The following is a 23,497-nucleotide window of genomic DNA, read 5'->3' as shown; positions in this document are numbered from 1 at the left end:
TATGCGAGCGAACGCTCAGTCGTGATTACGGATAAATGGGAAGGCTCACTTCATAAGCGTGAACCTCCCTCTTACATCCCTTATGCCAATGATCGTTCTAAAATCTCAACAACATCCAATGTTTCAACGTGATCTTCCTGTTCTAATGCTTTCGTCCCATCACTTAACATTGTTAAACAATATGGACAGGCACTACCAATGACCGATGGCGAGACAGCAAGTGCTTGCTCTGTTCGTGCAACATTGACACGCTCTCCTCTATCTTCCTCCATCCACATCATACCGCCACCAGCACCACAACACATGCCGTTTTCCCGGTTTCGTTCCATCTCCACCACATTCACGCCTGGAATGTACGATAAAATCTCGCGCGGTGGATCGTACACATCGTTGTAGCGTCCTAAATAGCAAGAGTCGTGGAAGACAATCGTCTCCCTTACTTCTTTCGACGGAGACAAGCGACCTTCCTGCAACAACTTGACAAGAAGTTCCGTATGGTGGTAAACTTCGACGTTTTCTAACCCAAAGTCTGGGTACTCATTTTTAAACGTGTTGTACGCATGTGGATCAATCGTAACAATCTTTTTGACATCATGCTTCTGGAACAACTCAATGTTTGCGGTCGCTAGCTCTTGGAATAAAAATTCATTCCCTAAGCGCCGTGGCGTATCACCAGAGTTCTTTTCTTTATTTCCGATAATCGCAAATGACACACCAGCAAGATTAAGCAACTTCGCAAACGACTGGGCAATTTTTTGACTGCGGTTATCATACGCACCCATCGAGCCAGCGAAAAATAAATACTCAAACGTCTCACCTTTTTTGCTTAGTTCTTTCACCGTTGGTACGTGAATATCTTCGCGCCCATCACGCCAGTTTTCGCGTTCTTTGCGGCTAATCCCCCATGGATTACCTTGGCGCTCAATATTTTGCAATGCGCGCTGTGCATCTGGATCCATTTTTCCTTCCGTCAACACAAGGTATCGACGCAAATCAATAATTTTGTCGACATGTTCATTCATCACTGGGCACTGATCTTCACAATTTCGGCATGTTGTACACGCCCAAATTTCTTCCTCTGTGATCACGTCACCAATGAGACTCACATCATACCCTGCAGCTGCCTCACTTGCACCTTGTGCAGCCAGTGTATTCGCTTTCGTATTGGAAAATGCATACGCAGGCAACCACGGTGAGCGCGACGTCACTGCTGCACCTTTTTCTGTTAAATGATCACGTAAACGCAAAATTAAATCCATTGGCGACAACATCTTACCTGTTCCTGTTGCCGGACACATATTTGTACAACGACCACATTCCACACAAGCATATAAATCAAGTAGTTGCTTTTGATTGAAGTCTTCGATTTTCCCAACACCAAACTGCTCGGCGTCCTCTTCTTCAAAATCAATTTTTGCGAGACGACCTACCTTATGCGTTCGCCCTAAAAAAACATTAACTGGTCCAGCAATTAAATGCGCATGCTTCCCTTGCGGCACATACACAAGGAACGTCAGTAAGAATAACAGGTGCGCCCACCAAAATACAAAAAACAGCGCACCAGCAACATTTGTCGGTAACCAGCTCGTCACAAAGTAAACCGACGACGCCAATGGCTCATAAATCGATGGACTTTTATCTAACCAAATGAGCTCCATTCCTTTAGCCATCGTTTTTGATACCATTAGTCCGCCAATAAAGACGAGAACAAGACCTGCTTTCCAGCCGCGTTTTAAGCGAACGAGCTTTTCCATATAACGACGATAAAATGCCCACACAACCGCAACTAAAATCATGGCGACGACGATTTCTTGGAACAATGTAAAGTACGGATAAATGGGGCCTAGTGGCAAATGCGAACCCGGTTGTAAGCCCTTCCAAATTAAGTCAATCGCACCAAACTGCACGAGCAAAAAGCCATAGAAAAACATGAGATGGATCAAACCACTTTTTTTGTCTTTCATTAATTTTGTATGACCAAATACATTTTCCCAAATTGCTTTTAAGCGTTCATTCATCGTATGCTCAAATTCAGCTTTCTTTCCAAGACGAATAAAGCGTATGCGCGTGAAAACAAGCGACACAAATAAATAAACTGCGTAACCTACTACAAGTAGGAATAACGCCCAATTTGTCATTAGCAAAGCATTTGACATGATGCATCCTCCCTTTTTACAACTTCTTGTTTGTAGTATACCATAAATGAAGTGAATGATCATTCATTCATTTCATTTTTCTAGGTTTTTGCATGAAATCTGCGAGGTTGCAGAAAATAGCATCATCCGTTATCGCGGTCAGACTCGTAGAGGAAAGGGAGATGCTTTATGTGGTGGTTGTTACTTCTGACAGCGCTTAGTTTACTTTTATTACTCGCAGTGTGGTTAACAATCGATTATACATATGGGCACAAACAATTGCAGACACACAACCGTCCACACATGACAAGTGTACAACGAGCAGACCTCAACCTCTTCACAACTGGTGAAGATTTCTTCGACTGCTTTATACGTGACATCAATGATGCAACCGATCATATCCATATCCTCTTTTACATTTTCAACTATGATACACTCGGAAAACGCGTACTTACCGCCCTTGAACAGAAAGCAAGCCTTGATGTTGACGTATGCTTACTCGTTGACCGAGTTGGGTGCCACCTTCCTCGGAAAGCAAAGAAGAGATTAAAGCGGGCAGGCATCTCATTTGCTTATGCGAGACCTGTGCGTGGTCCACTGTATTTCTTCTCGTTAAATCGCAGAAATCACCGAAAAATCGCTGTCATTGATGGACATATTGGCTACATTGGTGGCTACAATGTCGGTGATGAATATGTGAGCCGTGACCCGAAATTTGGTTTTTGGCGTGATTTCCATGTGCGTCTAACTGGCGCCGCTTGCATCGATATCGCACGACAATTTTGTGCCGATTGGTACGAAGCAACAGAGGTACGCTTACCGCACATGGAGACGCCACCGGATCCAAGCGGTCATACTTCCGTCCAGTTTCTAGCGACAAATGGTATCGGATTAGAAAAAGAGCTGTGTGCTTTCATCTCACAAAGCAAAAAAACATGCTTCATTGCGACACCTTACTACATTCCTTCAAATCGGTTGCAGCGTGTCGTTGAAGACGCTGCACGTCGAGGCGTTGACGTTCGTATTTTGTTGCCTGAGAAAGCAGACCATCTACTTGTCACCGAAGCATCTCATCGTTACTTGATTCGTGCTCTTCAAGCAGGGACAACTGTCTACCACTATTATCGTGGCTTTTATCACGCCAAAGCGCTTATTGTTGATGGGGAAACATGCTTCATCGGCACAGCAAACTTTGACCGCCGTAGTTTACATTTAAACGACGAGATGGGTTTGCTCACACATGACAGCGTGTTTACGCGGCAAGTCATTGACTGCATTGAGCACGATATGAGTGTGTCGATGCACGTGACGCTGGAAGCGCTAGAAAAAAGACCGTGGCATATGCGTTTACGGGAAAAGATTGGTGGGTGGATTGAGGGAGTGTTGTGAGAACAGTATTGCTCCCTCCTCCCTTATTAACGAGCTAGATCATCCCGTCTCCAAAGACTCCTCACCCCGTGCCATTCACTACATCTTCTCCGGTGCAGATACGCCAACAAGCGCAAGGGTATTGGCAATCGTTACTTGCGTTGCCCGCATTAAAGCAAGACGTGCGGTTGATAAAGCCGCATTTTCTCGGTCCACAACACGCGTTACGTTATAAAAACTATGCAACGCTTGCGCAAGATCATATGCGTAGTTCGTTAAACGACTCGGGCTACGCCGTGTCGCTGCTTCAGCGACTACAGCCGGAAAGTCACCCATTACTTTTAACAAATCATACTCTTTTTCTGTAGAAATGAGTGATAAGTCGGCCGTTTCATCAGCAATAAGCCCAAGTGATTCTCCTTGTCGCAGCATGCTACAGACGCGAGCGTGTGCATATTGGATATAATACACTGGGTTTTCATTTGACTTAGAGACAGCCAAATCCATATCAAAATCTAAGTGTGCATCTGGACTACGCATCGCAAAAAAGTAGCGTGTTGCATCCACGCCGACCTCTGCTAATAAATCTTGCAATGTCACAGCTTTCCCGGTACGCTTACTCATCTTCACTTTTTCTCCGCCTTGAAAAAGGCTCACCATCTGGATAATCTCTACTTCAAAGCGATCAACATCATAACCGAGGGCTTGAATGGCTGCTTTCATCCGGGCAATATAGCCGTGGTGATCCGCACCAAAAATGTCGATCAGGCGGTCGTAGCCACGGTCAAACTTATTTAAATGATAAGCGATGTCTGGAAGCAAATACGTGTACGTCCCGTCTTTCTTTACAAGCACACGGTCTTTGTCATCACCGTACATGGTCGAACGTAACCATTTTGCCCCGTCTTGCTCGTAGGTTTCACCTTTCTCTTGCAAAACAGAGAGTGCCTGATCAATCTGACCTGACTCATATAAAGACGTTTCCGAAAACCATTCGTCAAAACGTACACGATACGCCTCTAAGTCTATCGCAATCTTTTCGAGCTCTTTTTTTAACCCATACGACCTAAAAGCTTCAAGTCGTTCTTCAGGCGCTTTCTTCAAATACGCATCGCCATGCTCAGCAACAAGCGCTTGGGCGATGTCGATAATATCTTGACCTTGATAACCATCTTCTGGCAAACTTGCCTCTAGTCCCAATGCTTGCTTGTAACGCGCTTCGAGTGAATAAGCTAAGTTTAACATTTGATTGCCAGCATCATTAATATAATACTCACGTGTGACATCATATCCAGCCTTCTCCATCGTATTCGCTAAAACATCGCCAACGGCCGCGCCGCGGGCATGACCAAGATGAAGCGTCCCTGTCGGGTTAGCAGACACAAACTCAATTAATACTTTTTCTCCGTGCCCAACACCGCTTTGTCCATAGCTTTCTCCTGCCTGCAACACAGTAGGAATCACTTCGCGTAAATAAGCCTGGTCGAGAAAGAAATTAATGAATCCTGGTCCTGCTACGACAAGCTCGCGAACCCCAGCTGCTTCTTGATCAATTGTTTCTACCAATCTTTCCGCTATTTGACGCGGGGGTTGCTTCGCAAGCCGCGCTAATTGCATCGCCATATTCGTCGCATAGTCGCCATGCGCCTTTTCTTTTGGCGTCTCCAAAACGACCGGGGGAAGTTCCTCAGCCGTCGCAAACCCGGCTTTAATTACTGCACTGGCAATGACTTCACGTAACTGCGCTTTCCGTTGTTCCACACCATTCATGAACACGTTCCTCCTCGTTCTGCTTCTCTATCCATCACCCGAAGGCAAATCTCATGTACTCCTGTCTCCTGTCCCTGTAACCAAAAGCCATACCGGACATGTATGTGACCGTGCTCACCACGACTGAGAGGGACCTCAACAGCCAATTGCTCTGTCGTTGCTTTTGTCTCGCAAGACATATGCGCTGTGACGTAACGTCCGCATGTTTCTTGCCCATCTATAAATGGTTGTCGCATCGTCACCGCACCACGGCGGATCAATAAAAGCGTGGTTTCGTCCCATTTCAACGTTGTTTGGATCTCTTCTTCCTGATGAGCGCGTTCCTCTTTAAACGTAAGATACGTACATCCATCCTTTATGTACAAGTCGCCATCGACATGAAATGCTGACGTCGCTTGCACCGCGCCGTCCTGCCATACTGTCGCTTGAAAAGAGATTGCTACTTTCCGCTTTAACGTCACACTCATTTATTGTGTCTCCTTCCAGCAACATCCCTAGATTCTCTCCTATTTTAGCCTGTTTACAACAGCGGTGCAACTAAGGAAAATCTGTATATGTGCACAAAAGCCTATGCGGGTGCGCTCGCATAGGCCGTTCATTTTTTACGCTCTATCAACGCGGACGCTTATGCACCCAACCAAGCAACATTTCCCGCACAAATTTACTCGCGGCAATTGCCGTCTGCCCCGTCGGATCATATGGCGGAGAAACTTCTACTAAGTCAGCCCCGACGATATTTATATCAGCTTCACTGAGCAGCATTTGTGCCTCTAACAATTCCTTGGCAGTAATCCCGCCGGCTTCTGCGGTTCCCGTACCTGGTGCATACGCCGGATCGAGAACATCAATGTCAATTGTCACATATACCGGTCGACCAGCAAGCTCCGGTAATGTTTTTTTGAGTGGCGCTGCGACATCAAATTTATGCAGGTGCATCCTCGACGTCCGTGCATATGCAAACTCCTCGCGCATACCTGAACGGATCCCAAAAGAATAAACATTTTCTGGCCCGAGGAGCTCACATGCTTTTCGCAGTGGCGTTGAGTGAGACAGGGCTTCTCCCTCATATTCAACACGTAAATCAGCGTGCGCATCAATATGAATGATTGCTAAGTTAGGATACTTTTTGTACATTGCTTTAAAAATTGGCCAGGAAACCAAATGCTCTCCCCCAAGCCCTAGTGGGAATTTCCCGTCCTCAAGTAGTTCATCAATATATTCTTCAATCATCTCTAAGCTGCGCGCAGCATTTCCAAACGGCAACAGTAAATCTCCTGCATCAAAATAACGTACCTCTTCCAAATGCTTGTCCGCATAAGGGCTATATTCTTCTAATCCAAGTGATGCTTCACGAATACGGGAAGGGCCAAAACGCGTGCCCGGCCGAAAAGAAACCGTCCAATCCATCGGCATCCCGTAAATAACTGCATCCGCTTCTGTATAAGATGCCCGACTCATGATAAAGACTTTCCCTGAATACGCTTCGTCAAATCGCATCGCGATCGCCCCCTACTTCAACAAGTCCTGCACAAATTTCGGCAAAGCAAACGCTGCCATATGGAGCGCCGGCGTATAATACTTCGTCTCTAGCGTATGAAAACGTGTTGATGCTACTTTTGTAGGATCATACTGTTTAGAACCGATTGTAAATGTCCACAATCCACTAGGGTATGTCGGAATATTCGCCGTGTATACGCGAGTAATTGGAAAGATTTCCTGGATATCCGTGTACACTTTTGCTAACAATTCCGGCTGAAACCATGGATTATCCGTTTGTGCGACAAACAGCCCGTCCGGCTTTAACGCACGCGCAATTCCTTCATAGAAACCACGCTCAAACAATTTTACTGCTGGCCCAACTGGCTCAGTAGAGTCAACCATAATGACGTCATACGCCTCTTTCGCATGCGCAATATGAGCAAACCCGTCATCGACCTTTACTTCTACCCGGTTATCAGACAATGATCCCGCAATCGTTGGCAAATATTTTTTCGCATATTCAATTACTTTTCCATCGATTTCCACAAGCGTCGCTTTTTCAACGGATGGGTGTTTTAACACCTCACGAATCGCCCCACCATCACCACCACCAACAACGAGCACGTGTTTCGGGTGAGGATGCGTGAACAACGGCACATGCGTAACCATCTCATGATAGACGAACTCGTCTTTTTCCGTCGTCATGACCATCCCGTCTAGTAAAAGCATATTGCCGAATTGTCGTGTCTTCACCATGTCCAATTGTTGAAATGCTGTTTTCTCGCTATGTAATGTTTCTTCAATTGCCATCGTAACCCCGACATGTTCTGTCTGTTTCTCTGTAAACCAGTCTGTCATATGATCATCCCTCGCCTCTCTTGATGTGACTAGCGAGATGATTGTCACCATCTCCCACAATTAAGTATACCAGATTCAACAAGGAAAGTGCGTGACTTGGATTCATTCAACACTTAAGACAACGTTTAAAAAAACGTTTTTCTTCCCAAAATAAGCGTAAAGACGTTTTCCCTAAATGAAAGGATGGTTTCATGTGAACATTGCTACAAGAAATAAACGTCGTCGCTTCAAAAAACTATATTTCTTCTTTCGTTTCTCACTGATTGTTACAATTGCTCTCTTACTTAGCTTGATCGTTTTACTATCCTATGTTCGGATGCAAGGTCCACCACCAATTGATGTTACCAGGACAACTGAGTTTCTTGCAGCGGACGCAACCTTACTCGTCAGCGGTTCAACAAATTCACGGAAACCCATCTCATTAGAAGAGATGTCTCCACATATTGTAGATGCCACCGTCGCCATTGAAGATCGTCGTTTCTATGGACACTGGGGATTTGATATTAAGCGTATTGGCGGATCGATCCTCGCCAATATTCGGACCGGTTCTAGATCACAAGGAGCGAGCACGATTACCCAACAATACGCACGCAATTTATACTTAACGCATGAGAAAACATGGTTACGAAAGTGGAATGAGCTACTTTATTCTCTTAGACTAGAGGCACATTTTTCTAAAGAGGACATTCTTGCTGGTTATTTGAACACGGTTTACTATGGACACGGCGCGTACGGCATCGAAGCGGCCGCACAACATTTCTTTGGGAAGTCAGCAAAAGACCTCTCTCTTGCCGAAGCAGCCATGCTAGCAGGCGTTCCAAAAGGTCCTAGTTACTATTCTCCTCTTGTCGACTTAGAAAAAGCACAAGACCGTCAAGCCATTATTTTAGCAAGTATGGTGGAAATGGATTTCATTACAGAACAAGAGGCACAACAGGCAAAAGAAGAACCACTCAACTTCGTGAAAGAAGTATCTACGGCACCGCAAGCAAACGCCCCTTACTTCCTTGATCACGTCAAAGCAACCCTTCAAGCAAACGGGCAAATGGACGATACAGGCACCGATCACCTCACTGTGCATACGACACTCGATCCTAATTTACAACAAGAGGCCGAGTCAATCATTGACCACTACATGCCTGATTCCGATTTGCAAGTCGCACTTGTCGCAATCGATCCAAGAACGGCCGAAGTGAAGGCATTTGTTGGCGGGAAAGACTATGCTGAAAGTCCATTTAATCGGGCAACGCAGGCGAAACGTAACCCGGGTTCAACAATGAAACCATTTTTATATTACGCTGCTTTAGAAAATGGTTTTACACCTGTTTCAACGTTTTTGAGCGAAGCCACCTCTTTTACGTATGACAACAACAAAACATACGCACCGCGCAACTTCAACGATGTGTATGCCAATGATTATATTACGATGCTAGAAGCAATTGCGTATTCAGACAATATTTACGCGCTCAAAACACACTTGTCTATTGGACAAGATGAGCTAGTCACCCTGTCCGACCGACTTGCACTTGGTTCATTTGCTGAACAACCATCACTCGCCCTTGGTGCGCAACCCGTCTCCATCCTTGACATGGCCAATGCGTACACAGCTTTAGCAAACGGGGGAAAATTGAGTGAACCTGTATTTATAAAAAAAGTGGTTGATGAAAATGGCAAAGAGTCCTTTAAACAAGAAGCAAAATTTGAAGAGGTGCTTGATGAAGCAACCACATACGTGCTCACCGACATGATGAAAGCAGTATTTGAACCTTCGTTGAACAGCTACACGTCTGTAACCGGTGGCAGTGTTGCCAAACAACTCACTCATCCAACTGCAGGAAAGTCAGGATCAACCCCTCGTGATAGTTGGATGGTTGGCTATACGCCACAGCTTGTTACAGTTGTTTGGACAGGATACGATAAGGACAAAAACATCAACCAAGCAGCGGAAGGGCATCTCGCTAAGCGGATTTGGGCCGATTTTATGGAAAAAGCAATGGCAGATGAATTGACATTGCCATTCACAAAGCCAGCGGGTGTGACTTCTGTCGTCATTGACCCTCATACAGGGCTTTTAGCAACAGATGCTTGCCCCGGGGGACGGGAAACTTCTTTCTTAGAAGGAAGTGCACCCGTTAAGTCTTGTGAAAACCCTGAGGCGGCTGAAGACCTTCAAGAAGAACCCGATAAAAAAGAAGATGGCTTTTTCAAGCGTTTATTTAAATGGTTTCGTATTGAAGACGGCGTAGAAACGCCTCCGCAAGAACACCCTGTAGAAGGGGAAGTAGAGTTACAGTAATGTCACAATTTCATCAATAAATTTTTAAACAGCGCCGTGCAGTCACACAGGCGCTGTTTCCTTTTGTAATTGGTAATATATTTGTGCCCCACTCATCGTAAAACCACAGGATCGGTATAATGATAACGCCGCTTCATTTTCAACTGCCACATCAAGCCATACTTCTTTCCCATTTGTCACTTCGCGATGGACAACGTCTGTCAGCGCTGCACGCCCAATTCCTTGGCCACGCTTTTCTTTTGTCAACACAAATCCGTAAATCCAGCTTTCTTTTTCTTGTCGATCGAGACGAAGCTTACCAACAGTGATACCGTCTATTTCAATCATATACAACCCTGTCATCCCCGTATTGGCATACATCGACTTCACTTCACCTGTCGTCATCTCAAATCCTTCCACATCGAATGCATAGATGACGGCTTCATCTTGCTCAACGGCTGGTCGGATTTTTACCCCTGGCTTGATAGATGGTACAGGTATCTCTTTACATACAAGTTGATATTCTGTAAACGCACGTTTCCCGCCGACCGCACGAATAAAAGCGTTGCCATTTTCAGAATCAAGTGGTGCATTTAATAAAAAGCGTTCTGTTTGTCGACCCCAGTCTTGCCATACATCGGCAAGCATCTGCCGAGCAATGCCACGCCGACGTACCTCAGGTGCAACCATCCCTGTACATTCAAGTTTGTTGCCAAACGAATAGACCGCAAAATAGCCGCGTAAAACCCCATCCTCGTAATAAAAGTAGTCTTCTGACTCGCCTCGTTCCATTTCAAGCATGTCCCAATTCAACTTCATTCGAATCCCATCTACATTCTCGACTGTTTGCTGCAAGCCTTTGATCGACTTCTTCTGCTCGGAAGAGAGCATTTTTCCACCGCCTTTACTAGAACGTTCTTTGCAAAGATTTATGTCTAGTATAACATAACCACCTCACCTCTCCCCCCTTATTTTCATAAACAATTGTAGTCTTCATCGGTTTCCAAACATATTTTGAAGCACTCGTGCTACAATAAAGAAGATGGAAAAAAGGAGTGTGAACGATATGACAACCTATCAATCACGAGATGACGTACCTACAGTAGAAAAATGGGATTTAACCGATATTTATCCCGACCTTGCTTCCTGGCAACAAGAAGCAGATCGTTGCCTCACAAACGCAAATGAATTAAACACATTTGATGGGCACATTCAAGACGGAAAAAGCTTGCTTGCCTTCTTAGAAAAGCAAGAAAAAACATCGTTTATGATGCGGAAATTGTTCGCTTATGCGATGCTCTTTTCCGACATAGACACAAGGAATGCTGAAGCACAGCAACTCCAAGCAAAAGCGTCTCAACTCGGCGTGAAATTGAGCGAAGCAACGTCATTCTTTTTACCGTTCCTCCTCAGCTTAGAGGAAGAAACATTGCGGGGCTACATTCAATCAGAAAAAGCGCTCGCTTACTTTGAAGACGAACTTTGGAAATCATTCCGCTTTAAAGCACATGTATTACCGAAAGAACAAGAGACCCTTCTCTCTAAACTTGGGGAAACGTTCTCCGCACCAAGTGATACATTTAATATGTATAATAGCGCTGACATCCAATTTGGCGACGTAACCAATGATAGTGGAGAGAAAGTACAACTCACGCGCGGCATGTATGCAAAACTCATTGAAGATGAAGATCGTGAAAAGCGAAAAGCAGCATACAAAGCATATTACAAACCGTATGTAGAGATGAACAACACCATTGCAACGATCTATGCCGCCGAAGTGAAGAAAAACACAACGATTTCCAACATGCGCGGTTACAACTCAACCCTCGCGCAAGCGCTGTTTAACGACAATATCGACTTACGCGTGTATGAGCAACTCATCGAAACCGCCAAAGCAAATATTGAACCGCTCCACTCCTACACGCGCTTGCGGAAAGACAAGCTTGGGGTCGATGAAATTCGTCAATATGATTTAAATGTTCCCATCACCCCTGGTGTAAAAATGGACATCCAATATGACGAGGCATACGAAATGATGCTGACGGCACTTGCACCACTAGGAAAAGATTATGTTGACACCCTTTCCTCTTTTAAAGACAAACGCTACATCGACGTGCGAGAAACACCTGGAAAACGTTCAGGCGCATACAACCTTGGTGTGTACGGGGTTCATCCGTTTGTCTTACTCAATCATCATGACGACTTAAGTAGCTTATTCACACTGGCACACGAAATGGGACATGCGATGCACAGCTACTATTCAAGCAAGCATCAGCCGCCGATTACAGCCCAATATCGCATTTTTGTCGCAGAAGTAGCTTCCACGGTCAATGAAATTTTGCTCATCAACCATATGCTCGAGGAGGCAACGGACCGCAACACACGCGCATACTTACTCAATCACTTTATTGAGCAATTCCGTAGCACCTTTTTCACGCAAGTCATGTTTGCTGACTTTGAAAAACAAACACATGAACGAGCAAAAGATGGTGAACCACTTGATGCAAGCAGTTTGAATACACTTTATGAAAACCTGTTCCGGACATACAATGGTCCAGACCTTGTTTTTGATGATGAAGTGAAATATGGTTGGTCACGTATCCCTCATTTTTATCGCGCTTTTTACGTATTCCAATACGCAACTGGCTTTGCTGCAGCGATTCAAATTGCGACGGATATTTTAGCCGGTAAAGAAGACGTGCGTGACAATTATTTAACATTCTTACAAAGTGGCAGCGCCGACTTCCCACTCGCTCTTCTGCAAAAAGTAGGTGTCGACTTGACCACTAGTGCACCAGTTGAAGCGGCGATGGAGAAGTTTCAGGAGTTGGTGGAAGAGCTAGAAAGCGTGTAGGCACTCCCTCCAGTGATCGACTAAACAACCTTATTGCTCAGCGCGTTTCGAGAAAAAGAAATGCGCTGAGCGTTTTTAAGCAAAATACTTGAAAGTCCTATTTACGCAATCATGTCTATACACAAAAAAACACCAGGTCTCCCCGGTGTTTTTCTTGTCCTAGCATGCTTGCGCTTGCTCTTTCTAGTTTACGTGCAAATGAGATCGTAAGCAACAATCGTCCACATTTATTCACGATTTGTTCATACATCCAAGTCTTGATGCAACTTTGCGTCAGCATGGTGCCACATCGCTTCATTGTGCGCTTTAAGAAAATCTTTAAGCACCGCTCGTGACCGCACATCCATGTGATCGACAAGAATATGACCTTTAATCGACTTATCCATATAGTTCACATGCTCCGGCAAGTTTTTATACCCACGTTTTGCTTTTTTATTGACCGTCATATAACAACCAGCAACACCCGCATAGTAAGGCTGCTTGTCTTTCACACCAATTGTAATCCAAACGAGCCAATATGCTTTCTCCCCCTCTTTTGGCACTGCATCCGCATCAGGGATGAATTTTACCCGTTTTTCCACTTCCGAGCGGGCGTGCATTGCCCCCATATCAATGAATGCTTCTTCTGCCTCAACATCAATGAATAAAGGTGTTACTTGATCTAAGTTTAACGTCCCTGCCCCATAGCCGCCGTGTCCATCATTCGCATCATTGCTTAAAATGGTGAAACCAGCTGACCGTTTCTGCTTCTTGCCGTTATCATTGTTCAACAAATCCACATCCTCACGCCCCTTTCCCGTTAACAATTGCACGCCACTAGTATATCATATAGACGCTCCTGAATGCAGATGAGTTTAAAACGACAATAAGTTTCCGAAAGTGCCTCCTAGAAAATCTCCAAACAGTAGTTCTGATTGCACCCTCGTGTATATCACATTGGCTAACACAATCAAGGCCACTGCATAAATCGGGTCAAATGCCGCTTTTGCTTTGTCTTTATAAGAAAGCAATGTGATGACCGTGACAATTAACAGCAATAAAGATGTTAACGATCTTAGTATCCCAGACAAACTGGTCATCCCTATCATGGCTAACAAAAAGAATGCTATTGAACAAACTACTGGAATGGTGATCAATGCGCCATAACGACCGAGGATGTGATGAAACGTTAGCGACGGCGCTTTAAACAAGAATCGCGTCACTAAAAAGATAGAAACCACACTAAACAAGGCTTCTAAGCCTACGGAAAGAAAGCTCTCAAAAAAAGTTTTCAAAAACGCTGTTTCCCCACCGAAACCCAAGCTTTCTTTCCAATAAAAATAGAAACCGAGCCCGTAAAACAAAGAAACGAGCACAATACTGATGTATCCAAACACAAAATGATGTTGATGGTCATTTAATTCTCGTTTTGACGGCGACTTTAAAATATCCTTCACAAAAGCCCAGTAATTCAATGCCGTTTCTTTTGACTTTTCAACATGTTCATTTGACCAACCCACATCTCGAGGGTCACCTGTCTGCTCGTCTATTGATGGGATTTGCGTGGTTGCGGCTGTTTCCGTTCCTTCACTCATATTATGCCCACACTTTGTACAAAACTTGGCATCAGTGCTTATCTCATGTCCACAACTTATACAATGCATTGTATCTCTCCTTTTTAACAATAGTGGTGGTGCTAAGGTCTTATTCCATTACGCCTACATATCTTTTTGACGACTAGCTTATTGATCTACTTTTTATAAATCATACACTTTCACATCTTCTTCATTACGGAAAGCATAGTCACCATAGCCCTCCTGTGATGTAGATACCATCCACTTCTTATTACCTTCGTCGTAGTAAACAGCAATGTGATTCGTCACACGTGCATGATCTTTATCTACTCTATCACTAAAAGAGTAAAACTCATTTGGATCTTTATGTGTGTATGCAACTTCTAATTCAATTTCATAACGTTCTTTTCCGCCGTTGTAGTTCAATTCCCCAAAAGAAGGCAAGGCGTATTCCGCTTTTTTCAACTTCAAGTCAATGTCATCTGCGTGTTCTGCAGCTTCTTCTATCTCCTCTTGGTATTCTTTTGATGCATGTTTCATCTTTGCCCCATCGCCTGACTCCAATGCTTCGACATATTGCGCGCGGTGCTCATTCAACATCTCCATAATTTCTCCCTGTTGTTCCTCTGACACAACCGGAAACTCGTCTACATACATATATCCACCATCTATCTCTACATCTTCTGATCGTACTTTCCCCCAAGGAAACGATTTCTCGACGGCCATCGTCACACTGCCATCCGTCGGAAGTGATCCAAGAGATGTCTCTCCTTCACCTACAGTCACATCTGTCTTTTCTCCATTGACATAGAGGTCCATATCATCATGTGCTGCTGTCACTGAGACTTCACGAACATCAGAATCAAAAAGGGCATGCTCCCTATCTGAATACACATCAAACAATGTCACTGTCTCCGTCACCTCTACATCAACAAGCGCATCTGGAAAAGTCATTTTCAACTCATATTTCCCCGGACCAAAAGGACCATACAAATCGTTCTCTTTATCCACTGCTGGTACTTCTTCATCATTGAAATAAAGTATAGCTTCCTCAGGGACAGACGCTTCTAAATGAACAGGGATCATCTCTATTTCGTATGTATCATATAAGAACCAGCTTCTCCCAGTTTCTTTTAACAATAACGAGGCCGACACATCACCATAGATTTGATCGATATCACGTTTCGCATCCCCAGATTGTTGACGGTACATGTCTGCTTGGTCAAATAATGTCGTCATTACTCTATCCATAGATCTCTCATCTTCTTTGAGATAGTCCAATAATGCTTCTGCTTCTTTTAGGCCCACTTCCCAATCATCACGATTTGAAGATAATAATTTTACAAGCCCCTCTGCATCTTCATTTTCAACCGCTTTCTCCAATGCTCTGACGACACGATCTGGGGAATGGATATATGATCCTACTTGGTACGCGATTCCCCCAGCAATGAAAACACCACCTACAACAGCAAAAATTTGGATTCTTTTTTTTGTGAAAAACGGTTTCTTTGGCTGTGGTGGCGCAATGTTTACTTTCGCTCCGCACTGACTACAAAAGCCTTCTGTTCCTGATAAAGGCGCTTGGCATTGTTGGCAATTCATTTATTTTCCTCCTCAAATTTTCCTATTTATTATGTAAACACCTTCTCAAAAGATATCAAATCTAAGCAGAGAATACAAGCATAAATCGACATTTAACCACATTTTACTGAGAAAATCCTACTTTGTTTGATTGTTCATTTTATTTTGATCTCAATTTTATATACATGTGCTGCTGACATGTATATAAAATTTAAGAAGCCACACCCTTCATGGGCACAGCTTCTCTATCCCCTCGTCAATATCCGCACAGCCTCTTCCCTCGCCACCCGCTGTCCACAAGCAGACAAGGTGTCCTTTGGATAATACAACTTATAATCCGTCCGTTTCTTCCCAGAAATCGCCTCGACGACATTCGACTCTTGCGATAGCTCTCTCAAAGATCCATCCGGCATTAACAATTGAATTGGCACACGTTCCCCCGCACCTGGACGATACACATCATATGGTAAATCCGACGACGAGTCTTGCACCAAATAATAGTCAGGATCGACCCCCATCTCCATAAATAGCTGTTGCAACTTTTGCCAATCTTCCTCGCGTTTTTCTGGCTGAAACTCGATATATTGAAATAAACGACGGTTCAAAAAACGCGTACACAAATCACGTAAAATTGGGTCCTCTTCGTCTTGCCATGCTTGGAAATAAAAATACATGACCGTTTCATCTAAGCGTAAATAGTCATCAAGTGAAAGTTCATTCGTAAATAGTGACGCAAAGTGGCGGGGTGGCTGTCGAAATTTATAACCTTTTTCTTGTAACTTACGCACCCGCCATAAAATTTTGCTCAAAATGACTTCAGAACTACGCGTCACTGGATGGAAATACACTTGCCAATACATTTGGTAACGACTCATAATGTAATCTTCAACCGCGTGCATCCCACTTGCTTTCACAACAACTTGGTCACATTCAGGACGCATCACTCGTAAAATTCGTTCTAAATCAAAGTGACCGTAACTCACCCCTGTGTAATAAGCGTCGCGCAGTAAATAATCCATCCGATCGGCATCGATTTGACTAGAAATCATGCTCGTCATAAGTTTATTTGATGACTTTTTCGCGATGACATCAGCCACCGCTTGTGGAAATTGTGGATCAACTTGGCGTAATACCGCATTCACTTCGGTCTCACCTAAAATGATCTGCCTTGTCCACCATTCGTGGTCGGTATGAAAGACTTTTTCAAAACTATGCGAGAACGGTCCGTGTCCAACGTCATGTAATAACGCCGCACTTAACACAAGCAAACGGTCTTCCTCGTTCCAATGATCTCGTCCCGCAAACACATTTATCATTCGCCGGGTAATTTCATACACGCCAAGTGAGTGACTAAAACGAGAATGCTCTGCACCATGGAACGTCATGGATGTCGTCCCCAATTGACGAACGCGTCGCAATCGTTGAAACTCTTTTGTACCGATTAACAACCAAATTAACGTATCACGTACGTGTATATAACGATGTACAGGGTCTTTAAATACTTTCTCTTCGTGTAGCCGTTTTGAACTTAATGACATACATCCGCATCCCCCTAGGATCACGTTTCTTTCATTATATATGATATCGTTTCACCACACAAAAAAGAGCAGACGAAAAGTGTCTACTCTTTTTAAAAAGATATACATACAGTTATACATCACCTGAATCATGAGATGGCAATGCCCCACGCCGTTTTTCACTGCGGTCAACAATGACTGCTAACGCTGCATCTCCGGTAATATTCACCGACGTTCTAAGCATGTCGAGTAACCGATCGACACCGATGACGAGCGCAATTCCCGCTGGACTTAATCCGACTTGTGTTAGTACCATTGCTAACATAATCATACCGACACCCGGCACACCCGCGGTACCAATACTTGCAAGGGTTGCTGTTAACACAATCACGACCATGTCCATAAGCGACAAATCAGCAACATATACTTGCGCAATAAACACGGTTGCGACTGCTTGCATAATGCCCGTACCATCCATATTGATTGTTGCACCGAGTGGCTGGACAAACCCAGATACTTGTTTAGATACACCTAAGTTTTCTTGTGCAATTTTCATTGAAAGTGGCAACGTGGCGTTACTACTCGACAAACTAAACGCCATCGTCATTGCTGGGAAAAAGCCTTTATAAAACGTGAGTGGGTTCATTTTCCCAAAGAAGTAAATAAGTAGGCTATAGACACCGAACACATGAATGAGTAACACCCCAACAACCGTCAGCATATACGCGCCCAAAGAAAATACTGCACTCCAGCCCGCCTGCCCAAGGGCGGACGCAATCAAGGCAAATGCACCAATTGGCGCAAACTTCATCACAAATGTGACGAGCGTCATCATGATGTCATTTCCTTGTTTAAAGAACGACTTCACAGTTGTCACTTTTTCTCCGAGCACTGCCATCGCCAAACCAACAAAGATCGCAAAAGCGATGATTTGCAGCATTGCACCTGATGACATGGCTTCAATGGGGTTATTTGGAATGATATTGACAAGCGTTTCTATAAACGGCGGTGCCTCTGCCGCCTCATAATTTTCTGCCAATCCTTCCCCAAGCAACCCTGGATCACCTGGTTGCACGATCGTTGCAACAGTAAGTGCAAGCGTTAATGCAATCACTGTGGTTCCTAAAAAGAAAGCGACCGTCTTTAGTCCCATACGTCCGAGTTGTTTTGGACTTCCTAAATCAGATACACCAACGACAATAGATAAAAACACAAGTGGCACAACGAGCATCATAATTAAACGTAAAAATAAGTTCCCCGCTGGATCAAATACGTATTGATTCAACGACTGAAACAAATCGGGTGCCCACTGATTTAATGCTAAACCGGTCACAGCACCTAATACGAGGGCAATTAAAATCCGAGTGGTTAGTTGATGCATAAAACGCCTCCTCTCTTTTTGTTGACAAGATACTGCTTGCTCTATCGTATGCGTCGTTACTTTCTGTTAGTATATTTTTTCCTTCACACAACAGTACATGTTATACTAATGCCACACCCTTGTCGAAAGGACGTTTATTGATGGCTTTTATCCAATCTGCTCGCTGGAGACTTCTAGCGCACCATATACACAATACAAACAGCGCACTCACATCTTTTGCGGCTGACGATACGCTTTGTACACTTGCAGGGCGACATGGGCAATACGCACTCCGCTTTTGGGTGCACGACAACACGATTGTGCTCGGTACGCAAGATACACGCTTACCACACATTAAAACTGGCCTTTCATTTCTTGAACAAAAAAATTATCGCGTCGTTGTCCGCAATTCTGGCGGTCTCGCTGTACATTTAGATAAAGGAATCTTCAATTTATCACTTATCTTTCCTGGAGATGTGACTACCTCCATCGACGACGGTTATGAACATATGGTCTCACTCATTCGCCACATGTTTCCTGAAGCAATGATTGTTACCGGTGAAGTGAACGGCTCCTATTGCCCTGGCAGTTATGATTTAAGCATTAATGGGAAAAAATTTGCTGGTATTTCACAACGTCGCATGCGTGGCGGCATTGCCGTCCAAATTTACCTTTGTGTGACCGGGAGTGGTCAAGCCCGTGGCGAAGTCATCCGCGACTTCTATATGCGTGCCGGCAGTAGCACGAGCGCCGCGCCATGTATCCAACCAGCTGTGATGGCTTCCTTAAATGAGTTACTTAATACATCATATACGGTCACTGACATCGCTCAGCGCGCCAAAGTCGCATTTTCTGACATGGGGGTCACCCTTACTTCAGTGCCGTTCACGGATGAAGAACAATCATTATATGACATGCATGTCCAACGTGTCACTGACCGTCATCAACGTTGCCTTCCGTCCTAAGGACTTACTCAGCCAGTAACAGTTTGCCCAATCGCTTGCATGCCCGTAATAAGGCATAGCTTATACACATCGTCCGTATTACAACCGCGCGACAAATCATTGACTGGTTTGTTTAACCCTTGCAAAATCGGACCAATTGCATCATACCCTCCGAGTCGCTGGGCAATTTTATAGCCTAAGTTCCCTGATTCTAAACTCGGGAAAATAAACACATTTGCTTCTCCTCGAAGTGGTGAGTCAGGCGCTTTCTTTTGCGCAACAGCTGGCACAAATGCTGCATCAAATTGGAACTCTCCATCAATTAACAAGTCGGGGCGTGCTGTTTGAGCCAACTTTGTTGCGGCAGCGACCTTTTTTGTTTCTTGAGAAGATGCCGAGCCAAGGGTCGAAAAACTGAGCATCGCCACTTTCGGCTCAATCGCAAACAATTTTGCTGTCTCAGCCGTTGCCACCGCGATCTCCGCTAATTCTTCTTCATTCGGCGCAATATTAATCGCACAATCAGCAAAAACAAACTTTTGCTCGTCTTTCACCATTACAAAAACCCCAGATGTACGCTTCATCCCAGGCGCTGTCTTAATGATTTGCAGCGCCGGGCGGACTGTATCACCTGTTGAATGAGCTGCACCACTGACAAGCCCGTCCGCTTTTTCCATATAAACGAGCATCGTCCCGAAATAATTCACATCTTTCAAGCGCATTTGTGCTGTATCCGTCGTTTCTTTCCCTTTCCGACGCTCGACAAATGCTGCCACCATTTCCGCAAAATGAGGATACGTAACCGGATCGTATATCGTCAAGCCTTCTACTTCTATCCCCCATTGACTTGCAAGGGCATGTATTTCTGCCTCTTCTCCAATGACAATTGGTTTTACAATGCCATCAGCCGCAAGCTTTGCAGCTGCTGTTAAAACCCGCTCATCCGTTCCTTCTGGTAACACAATACGCGGTTTATGTGACGCAACATGTGCTTTTATTTCTGTGAATAAATCACCCATTATTTATGTCCTCCTTTAACAACGAATCACTTTTACCGCTGATTCGATTCAAGCATTTTCACTTCCTCTTTAGCATACCCCTCTTCCTAAAAAAAAGAAATGGGTGAACAGAAAGCGCCAATTTTAAAATTGATTGCGTTTGCAGGATTGCTATGATTGCGTGTACAATGGGAAGAAGTGGTGTGTAAACGCCATCATTTTACTGATATGATTGAAGGAGGCCATTTTTATGAACACAACGATCGTTTCAACAAACATTGCAAACAATGTGGCAACCATTACATTAGGACGCCCAGAAGTGAAAAATGCACTGAATAATGACATGCACCGCGCCTTGTATGATGCCTTTACTCAAGCAAAAGACGACGACAACGTCCGGGCAATTGTGTTAACTGGTAGCGGTGATGCTTTTTGCGCTGGTGCAGATTTGAAATCCATTGATTTGAGTAAATTTGAGGAATTTGATTACGGTGAGGCGCTGCGCGAAACATACAACCGCTTAATTACGTTAATCACTTCCATTGATAAACCGATCATTGCTGCTATTAACGGCATTGCGATCGGCGCTGGCCTCAGTATTGCGCTTGCTTGTGATTACCGTGTCGCGAGTGAAAAAGCGACATTCGGCCTTGGCTTTTTAAATATCGGTCTCGTTCCAGATGCCGGTGCATCGTACTTTTTACCAAAGCTCATTGGTTATGCAAATGCACTCGAAATGCCATTGAAAGGCATTTTTGGCGCTGAAGAAGCGAAACGCATCGGGCTCATCCACGACATCGGCGATGTGACACCATGGGTTGAAAAGGTGAAACAATTACCACCTACTGCTTTTGGTTTAATGAAACGCAACTTACGTGAAGGATCAGATAGCTATTTGCAAGAAGTGCTTGAAATGGAAGTTGCCGCTCAAGTTGAAGCAAGTCAAGCGCCTGAACACCGTGCCGCACTTGCCCACTTTGTCGGAAAAGGTGTTCGCTAAATTGTGCTTTTGTAAGGGTTTTCTTTTCTTCAGTCATACAGACAACGTTACAACAAGCATGGTATAGTAAATGTAGAAGTCACCGTATCGGACTTCCGGCGAATGACTTCAGTACTCTGGAACCCGAGGTGGAACAAAATGAACGAAGCAGCAAAAACATTGGATGGTTGGTACGCCTTACATGACTTCCGCAACATTGATTGGGTCGCATGGAAAGAAGTACCATCAGCAGCACGAGAGAAAATGATTTGCGAATTTCAGTCGCTCATTAGCAAGTGGGAAGATACAGAACAAGCAGGTCAAGGCAGCCATGCCCTCTATACCATTGTTGGGCAAAAAGCAGATTTGATGATCATGTTACTTCGCCCCACGATGATTGAACTAGGTCAAATTGAAACTGCCTTAAATAAATCTGGCCTTGCTGCTTACTTACTACCGTCATACTCCTATGTATCCGTCGTTGAGCTAAGCAATTATTTAGCGGGTGAGTCGAATGAGGATCCTTATCAAAATCCGCACGTGCGCGCCCGCCTTTATCCAACACTTCCGCGCACAGCGCATATTTGTTTTTATCCAATGGATAAACGTCGTGACGGTGAAGATAATTGGTATATGCTGCCGATGGAGGAGCGTAAAACATTGATGAAAAGTCACAGTTTGATCGGCCGCGGCTATGCGGGGCTTGTTAAACAAGTCATTTCTGGTTCAGTTGGCTTTGATGACTGGGAATGGGGCGTCACACTGTTTGCAGATGACATCCTCCAGTTTAAAAAACTTGTTTATGAAATGCGCTTTGACGAAGTGTCAGCGCGTTACGGAGAATTCGGTTCTTTTTATGTAGGGAATCTGCTGGAAAAAACGCAGCTCCACTCATTTTTTCACGTGTAAAATTAGAACAAGCCTTTCGCCGATGCGAAAGGCTTGTTTTGTTATGCTTTATTATCGTCGCTCTCTGCTTTTTCCAATTGGTTTGGGCGAATGACAACAAAGTACGTTTGTGCAATCATAAAGAGGTTACCAATGACCCAGTACAATGCAAGCGCAGATGGTAACGTAAACCCTGCTGCAATAATTAAAACTGGGAAAATCCACAATAACATGTTCATTGGATTGGGCATACCCTCACCTAATGGATTTGCAGGCATTTGGCTCATTGACATTTTAAAAGCAATAAACGTCGTGATCGCTGCAATTACCGGCAATACATAATCGATCTCTCCTAAATTAAACCATAGAAAGTGACTCTCAGGTCCTTGACCGATCGCTTCTGTCCGCATGATGGCAAAGTAGAGCGCCATGATAATTGGAATTTGAATGATCGCTGGTAAACATCCCGCAGCAGGATTGACACCATTCTTTTGATATAAGCCGATCATCTCTCGTTGGATTTCTTGCTTTTTTTGCATGTCTTGCGCGTCTTTCATTCGCTTTTGAATCTCCGTCATTTGCGGACGTAACTTTTGCATCGCACGTGAACTCTTTTGCGCTTTCAAAGCGAGCGGTAAAATTAAAATCCGAATGAGAATCGTGACAATAACGATCCCCCAACCGTAATGTCCTCCCGTGAAATCAGAGAACCAAGTAATGAGCCACGACATCGGGTAGACGAAAAATGAATTCCAAAACCCTTCCGACTCAGCCGTAATTGGTTCATTCGTGCCACATGCAGCAAGCACGACTGTCATAAGTAATAAGCTGGCTATTAAGCCTATTCTCTTGTGCATTGAATGATCCTCCTTATTATGTATCCACACGACAAGCAGAAGAAAACCTTCTTATATGAAGGTTTCTTTTGCTTATCATAC

The 23,497-nt window shown here is 44.3% G+C and carries 19 protein-coding genes and 1 pseudogene; 6 read left to right on the top strand and 14 right to left on the bottom strand.

Annotation, left to right across the window (positions count from 1 at the left end; translation table 11 throughout):
- Positions 1-80 precede the first annotated feature (80 nt).
- Complete coding sequence (locus tag BLT29_RS02085) at positions 81-2,156, bottom strand: (Fe-S)-binding protein (protein WP_090774668.1); 2,076 nt, start codon at positions 2,154-2,156, stop codon at positions 81-83.
- Positions 2,157-2,324: 168 nt separating this feature from the next.
- Between BLT29_RS02085 and cls the strand changes: the two genes are divergently transcribed.
- Positions 2,325-3,524 carry a cardiolipin synthase gene (gene cls, locus BLT29_RS02080; protein WP_090774667.1) on the top strand — a complete coding sequence of 400 codons (1,200 nt, stop codon included), beginning with the start codon at positions 2,325-2,327 and terminating at the stop codon, positions 3,522-3,524.
- A 78-nt stretch (positions 3,525-3,602) separates the two neighbouring features.
- Here cls and argS read toward each other — a convergent pair whose 3' ends face one another.
- From argS to speE, 4 genes are all read right to left on the bottom strand, one after another.
- Positions 3,603-5,273 (bottom strand): arginine--tRNA ligase, encoded by a 1,671-nt coding sequence (gene argS, locus BLT29_RS02075; RefSeq protein ID WP_090774666.1) that lies wholly within the window; start codon positions 5,271-5,273, stop codon positions 3,603-3,605.
- On the bottom strand, positions 5,270-5,740 hold the full coding sequence (locus tag BLT29_RS02070; RefSeq protein ID WP_090774665.1) for a YwiB family protein: 471 nt from the start codon (positions 5,738-5,740) through the stop codon (positions 5,270-5,272). The genes argS and BLT29_RS02070 overlap by 4 nt, the downstream gene beginning before the upstream one ends.
- A 145-nt stretch (positions 5,741-5,885) precedes the next feature.
- On the bottom strand, positions 5,886-6,770 hold the full coding sequence (speB, locus tag BLT29_RS02065; protein ID WP_090774664.1) for an agmatinase: 885 nt from the start codon (positions 6,768-6,770) through the stop codon (positions 5,886-5,888).
- 12 nt (positions 6,771-6,782) lie between these two features.
- The gene (gene speE, locus BLT29_RS02060) at positions 6,783-7,610 is read right to left on the bottom strand and encodes a polyamine aminopropyltransferase (RefSeq protein WP_090774663.1); all 828 of its coding nucleotides are present in this window, start codon (positions 7,608-7,610) and stop codon (positions 6,783-6,785) included.
- Between the two features lie 193 nt (positions 7,611-7,803).
- Between speE and BLT29_RS02055 the strand changes: the two genes are divergently transcribed.
- Complete coding sequence (locus BLT29_RS02055; protein WP_245700997.1) at positions 7,804-9,906, top strand: transglycosylase domain-containing protein; 2,103 nt, start codon at positions 7,804-7,806, stop codon at positions 9,904-9,906.
- A 42-nt stretch (positions 9,907-9,948) separates the two neighbouring features.
- Here BLT29_RS02055 and BLT29_RS02050 read toward each other — a convergent pair whose 3' ends face one another.
- Complete coding sequence (locus tag BLT29_RS02050) at positions 9,949-10,776, bottom strand: GNAT family N-acetyltransferase (RefSeq protein ID WP_090774661.1); 828 nt, start codon at positions 10,774-10,776, stop codon at positions 9,949-9,951.
- A 175-nt stretch (positions 10,777-10,951) separates the two neighbouring features.
- Between BLT29_RS02050 and pepF the strand changes: the two genes are divergently transcribed.
- Complete coding sequence (gene pepF, locus BLT29_RS02045; protein ID WP_090774660.1) at positions 10,952-12,739, top strand: oligoendopeptidase F; 1,788 nt, start codon at positions 10,952-10,954, stop codon at positions 12,737-12,739.
- Between the two features lie 242 nt (positions 12,740-12,981).
- Here the strand turns inward: pepF and BLT29_RS02040 are convergent, their stop codons facing one another.
- The 6 genes and pseudogenes from BLT29_RS02040 to BLT29_RS02020 form a co-directional block, all read right to left on the bottom strand.
- Positions 12,982-13,518, bottom strand: a complete 537-nt coding sequence (locus BLT29_RS02040; protein WP_090774659.1) for a YwhD family protein — start codon at positions 13,516-13,518, stop codon at positions 12,982-12,984.
- A 75-nt stretch (positions 13,519-13,593) separates the two neighbouring features.
- Positions 13,594-14,313 (bottom strand): DUF6574 domain-containing protein, encoded by a 720-nt coding sequence (locus BLT29_RS02035; protein ID WP_245700995.1) that lies wholly within the window; start codon positions 14,311-14,313, stop codon positions 13,594-13,596.
- Between the two features lie 6 nt (positions 14,314-14,319).
- Positions 14,320-14,382 (bottom strand): annotated as a pseudogene (locus tag BLT29_RS13990) (zinc-ribbon domain-containing protein); the annotation flags it as partial.
- A gap of 93 nt (positions 14,383-14,475) precedes the next feature.
- Positions 14,476-15,894, bottom strand: coding sequence for a TcaA 3rd/4th domain-containing protein (locus BLT29_RS02030; RefSeq protein WP_090774657.1), 1,419 nt, complete (start codon positions 15,892-15,894; stop codon positions 14,476-14,478).
- Positions 15,895-16,118: 224 nt separating this feature from the next.
- Positions 16,119-17,411, bottom strand: coding sequence for an HD domain-containing protein (locus tag BLT29_RS02025; protein ID WP_090774656.1), 1,293 nt, complete (start codon positions 17,409-17,411; stop codon positions 16,119-16,121).
- A gap of 112 nt (positions 17,412-17,523) precedes the next feature.
- Complete coding sequence (locus tag BLT29_RS02020) at positions 17,524-18,771, bottom strand: dicarboxylate/amino acid:cation symporter (RefSeq protein ID WP_090774655.1); 1,248 nt, start codon at positions 18,769-18,771, stop codon at positions 17,524-17,526.
- Between the two features lie 140 nt (positions 18,772-18,911).
- On the opposite strand from BLT29_RS02020, the gene BLT29_RS02015 reads away from it, so the two are divergent.
- A complete protein-coding gene (locus tag BLT29_RS02015) occupies positions 18,912-19,715 on the top strand; it encodes a lipoate--protein ligase family protein (RefSeq protein WP_090774654.1) in 804 nt (267 codons plus the stop codon).
- A gap of 8 nt (positions 19,716-19,723) precedes the next feature.
- On the opposite strand, the gene pta is transcribed toward BLT29_RS02015, so the two are convergent.
- Complete coding sequence (pta, locus tag BLT29_RS02010) at positions 19,724-20,713, bottom strand: phosphate acetyltransferase (RefSeq protein ID WP_090774653.1); 990 nt, start codon at positions 20,711-20,713, stop codon at positions 19,724-19,726.
- A 229-nt stretch (positions 20,714-20,942) separates the two neighbouring features.
- Between pta and BLT29_RS02005 the strand changes: the two genes are divergently transcribed.
- Both BLT29_RS02005 and hemQ read left to right on the top strand, forming a co-directional pair.
- Positions 20,943-21,692 carry an enoyl-CoA hydratase/isomerase family protein gene (locus BLT29_RS02005; protein WP_090774652.1) on the top strand — a complete coding sequence of 250 codons (750 nt, stop codon included), beginning with the start codon at positions 20,943-20,945 and terminating at the stop codon, positions 21,690-21,692.
- A gap of 138 nt (positions 21,693-21,830) precedes the next feature.
- On the top strand, positions 21,831-22,580 hold the full coding sequence (gene hemQ / locus BLT29_RS02000) for a hydrogen peroxide-dependent heme synthase (protein ID WP_090774651.1): 750 nt from the start codon (positions 21,831-21,833) through the stop codon (positions 22,578-22,580).
- A 41-nt stretch (positions 22,581-22,621) separates the two neighbouring features.
- On the opposite strand, the gene yidC is transcribed toward hemQ, so the two are convergent.
- Positions 22,622-23,416: a membrane protein insertase YidC gene (yidC, locus tag BLT29_RS01995; RefSeq protein ID WP_090774650.1), complete on the bottom strand. Its 795-nt coding sequence runs from the start codon at positions 23,414-23,416 to the stop codon at positions 22,622-22,624.
- Between the last annotated feature and the right edge of the window lie 81 nt (positions 23,417-23,497).

It is taken from the genome of Shouchella lonarensis (genome assembly GCF_900096965.1).
In the GTDB taxonomy this organism is placed as follows: Bacteria; Bacillota; Bacilli; order Bacillales; family Bacillaceae_D; genus Shouchella; species Shouchella lonarensis.
The sequence above is the reverse complement of the archived record's forward strand: the minus strand, read 5'-3'. Positions and strand labels throughout refer to the sequence as shown.

Coding starts and splice junctions, on each gene's coding strand:
- BLT29_RS02085 (WP_090774668.1), bottom strand. CDS start 2,156: ATGTCAAATGCTTTGCTAATGACAAATTGGGCGTTATTCCTACTTGTA.
- cls (WP_090774667.1), top strand. CDS start 2,325: ATGTGGTGGTTGTTACTTCTGACAGCGCTTAGTTTACTTTTATTACTC.
- argS (WP_090774666.1), bottom strand. CDS start 5,273: ATGAATGGTGTGGAACAACGGAAAGCGCAGTTACGTGAAGTCATTGCC.
- BLT29_RS02070 (WP_090774665.1), bottom strand. CDS start 5,740: ATGAGTGTGACGTTAAAGCGGAAAGTAGCAATCTCTTTTCAAGCGACA.
- speB (WP_090774664.1), bottom strand. CDS start 6,770: ATGCGATTTGACGAAGCGTATTCAGGGAAAGTCTTTATCATGAGTCGG.
- speE (WP_090774663.1), bottom strand. CDS start 7,610: ATGACAGACTGGTTTACAGAGAAACAGACAGAACATGTCGGGGTTACG.
- BLT29_RS02050 (WP_090774661.1), bottom strand. CDS start 10,776: ATGCTCTCTTCCGAGCAGAAGAAGTCGATCAAAGGCTTGCAGCAAACA.
- pepF (WP_090774660.1), top strand. CDS start 10,952: ATGACAACCTATCAATCACGAGATGACGTACCTACAGTAGAAAAATGG.
- BLT29_RS02035 (WP_245700995.1), bottom strand. CDS start 14,313: ATGAGTGAAGGAACGGAAACAGCCGCAACCACGCAAATCCCATCAATA.
- BLT29_RS02030 (WP_090774657.1), bottom strand. CDS start 15,894: ATGAATTGCCAACAATGCCAAGCGCCTTTATCAGGAACAGAAGGCTTT.
- BLT29_RS02025 (WP_090774656.1), bottom strand. CDS start 17,411: ATGTCATTAAGTTCAAAACGGCTACACGAAGAGAAAGTATTTAAAGAC.
- BLT29_RS02020 (WP_090774655.1), bottom strand. CDS start 18,771: ATGCATCAACTAACCACTCGGATTTTAATTGCCCTCGTATTAGGTGCT.
- BLT29_RS02015 (WP_090774654.1), top strand. CDS start 18,912: ATGGCTTTTATCCAATCTGCTCGCTGGAGACTTCTAGCGCACCATATA.
- pta (WP_090774653.1), bottom strand. CDS start 20,713: ATGGGTGATTTATTCACAGAAATAAAAGCACATGTTGCGTCACATAAA.
- BLT29_RS02005 (WP_090774652.1), top strand. CDS start 20,943: ATGAACACAACGATCGTTTCAACAAACATTGCAAACAATGTGGCAACC.
- hemQ (WP_090774651.1), top strand. CDS start 21,831: ATGAACGAAGCAGCAAAAACATTGGATGGTTGGTACGCCTTACATGAC.
- yidC (WP_090774650.1), bottom strand. CDS start 23,416: ATGCACAAGAGAATAGGCTTAATAGCCAGCTTATTACTTATGACAGTC.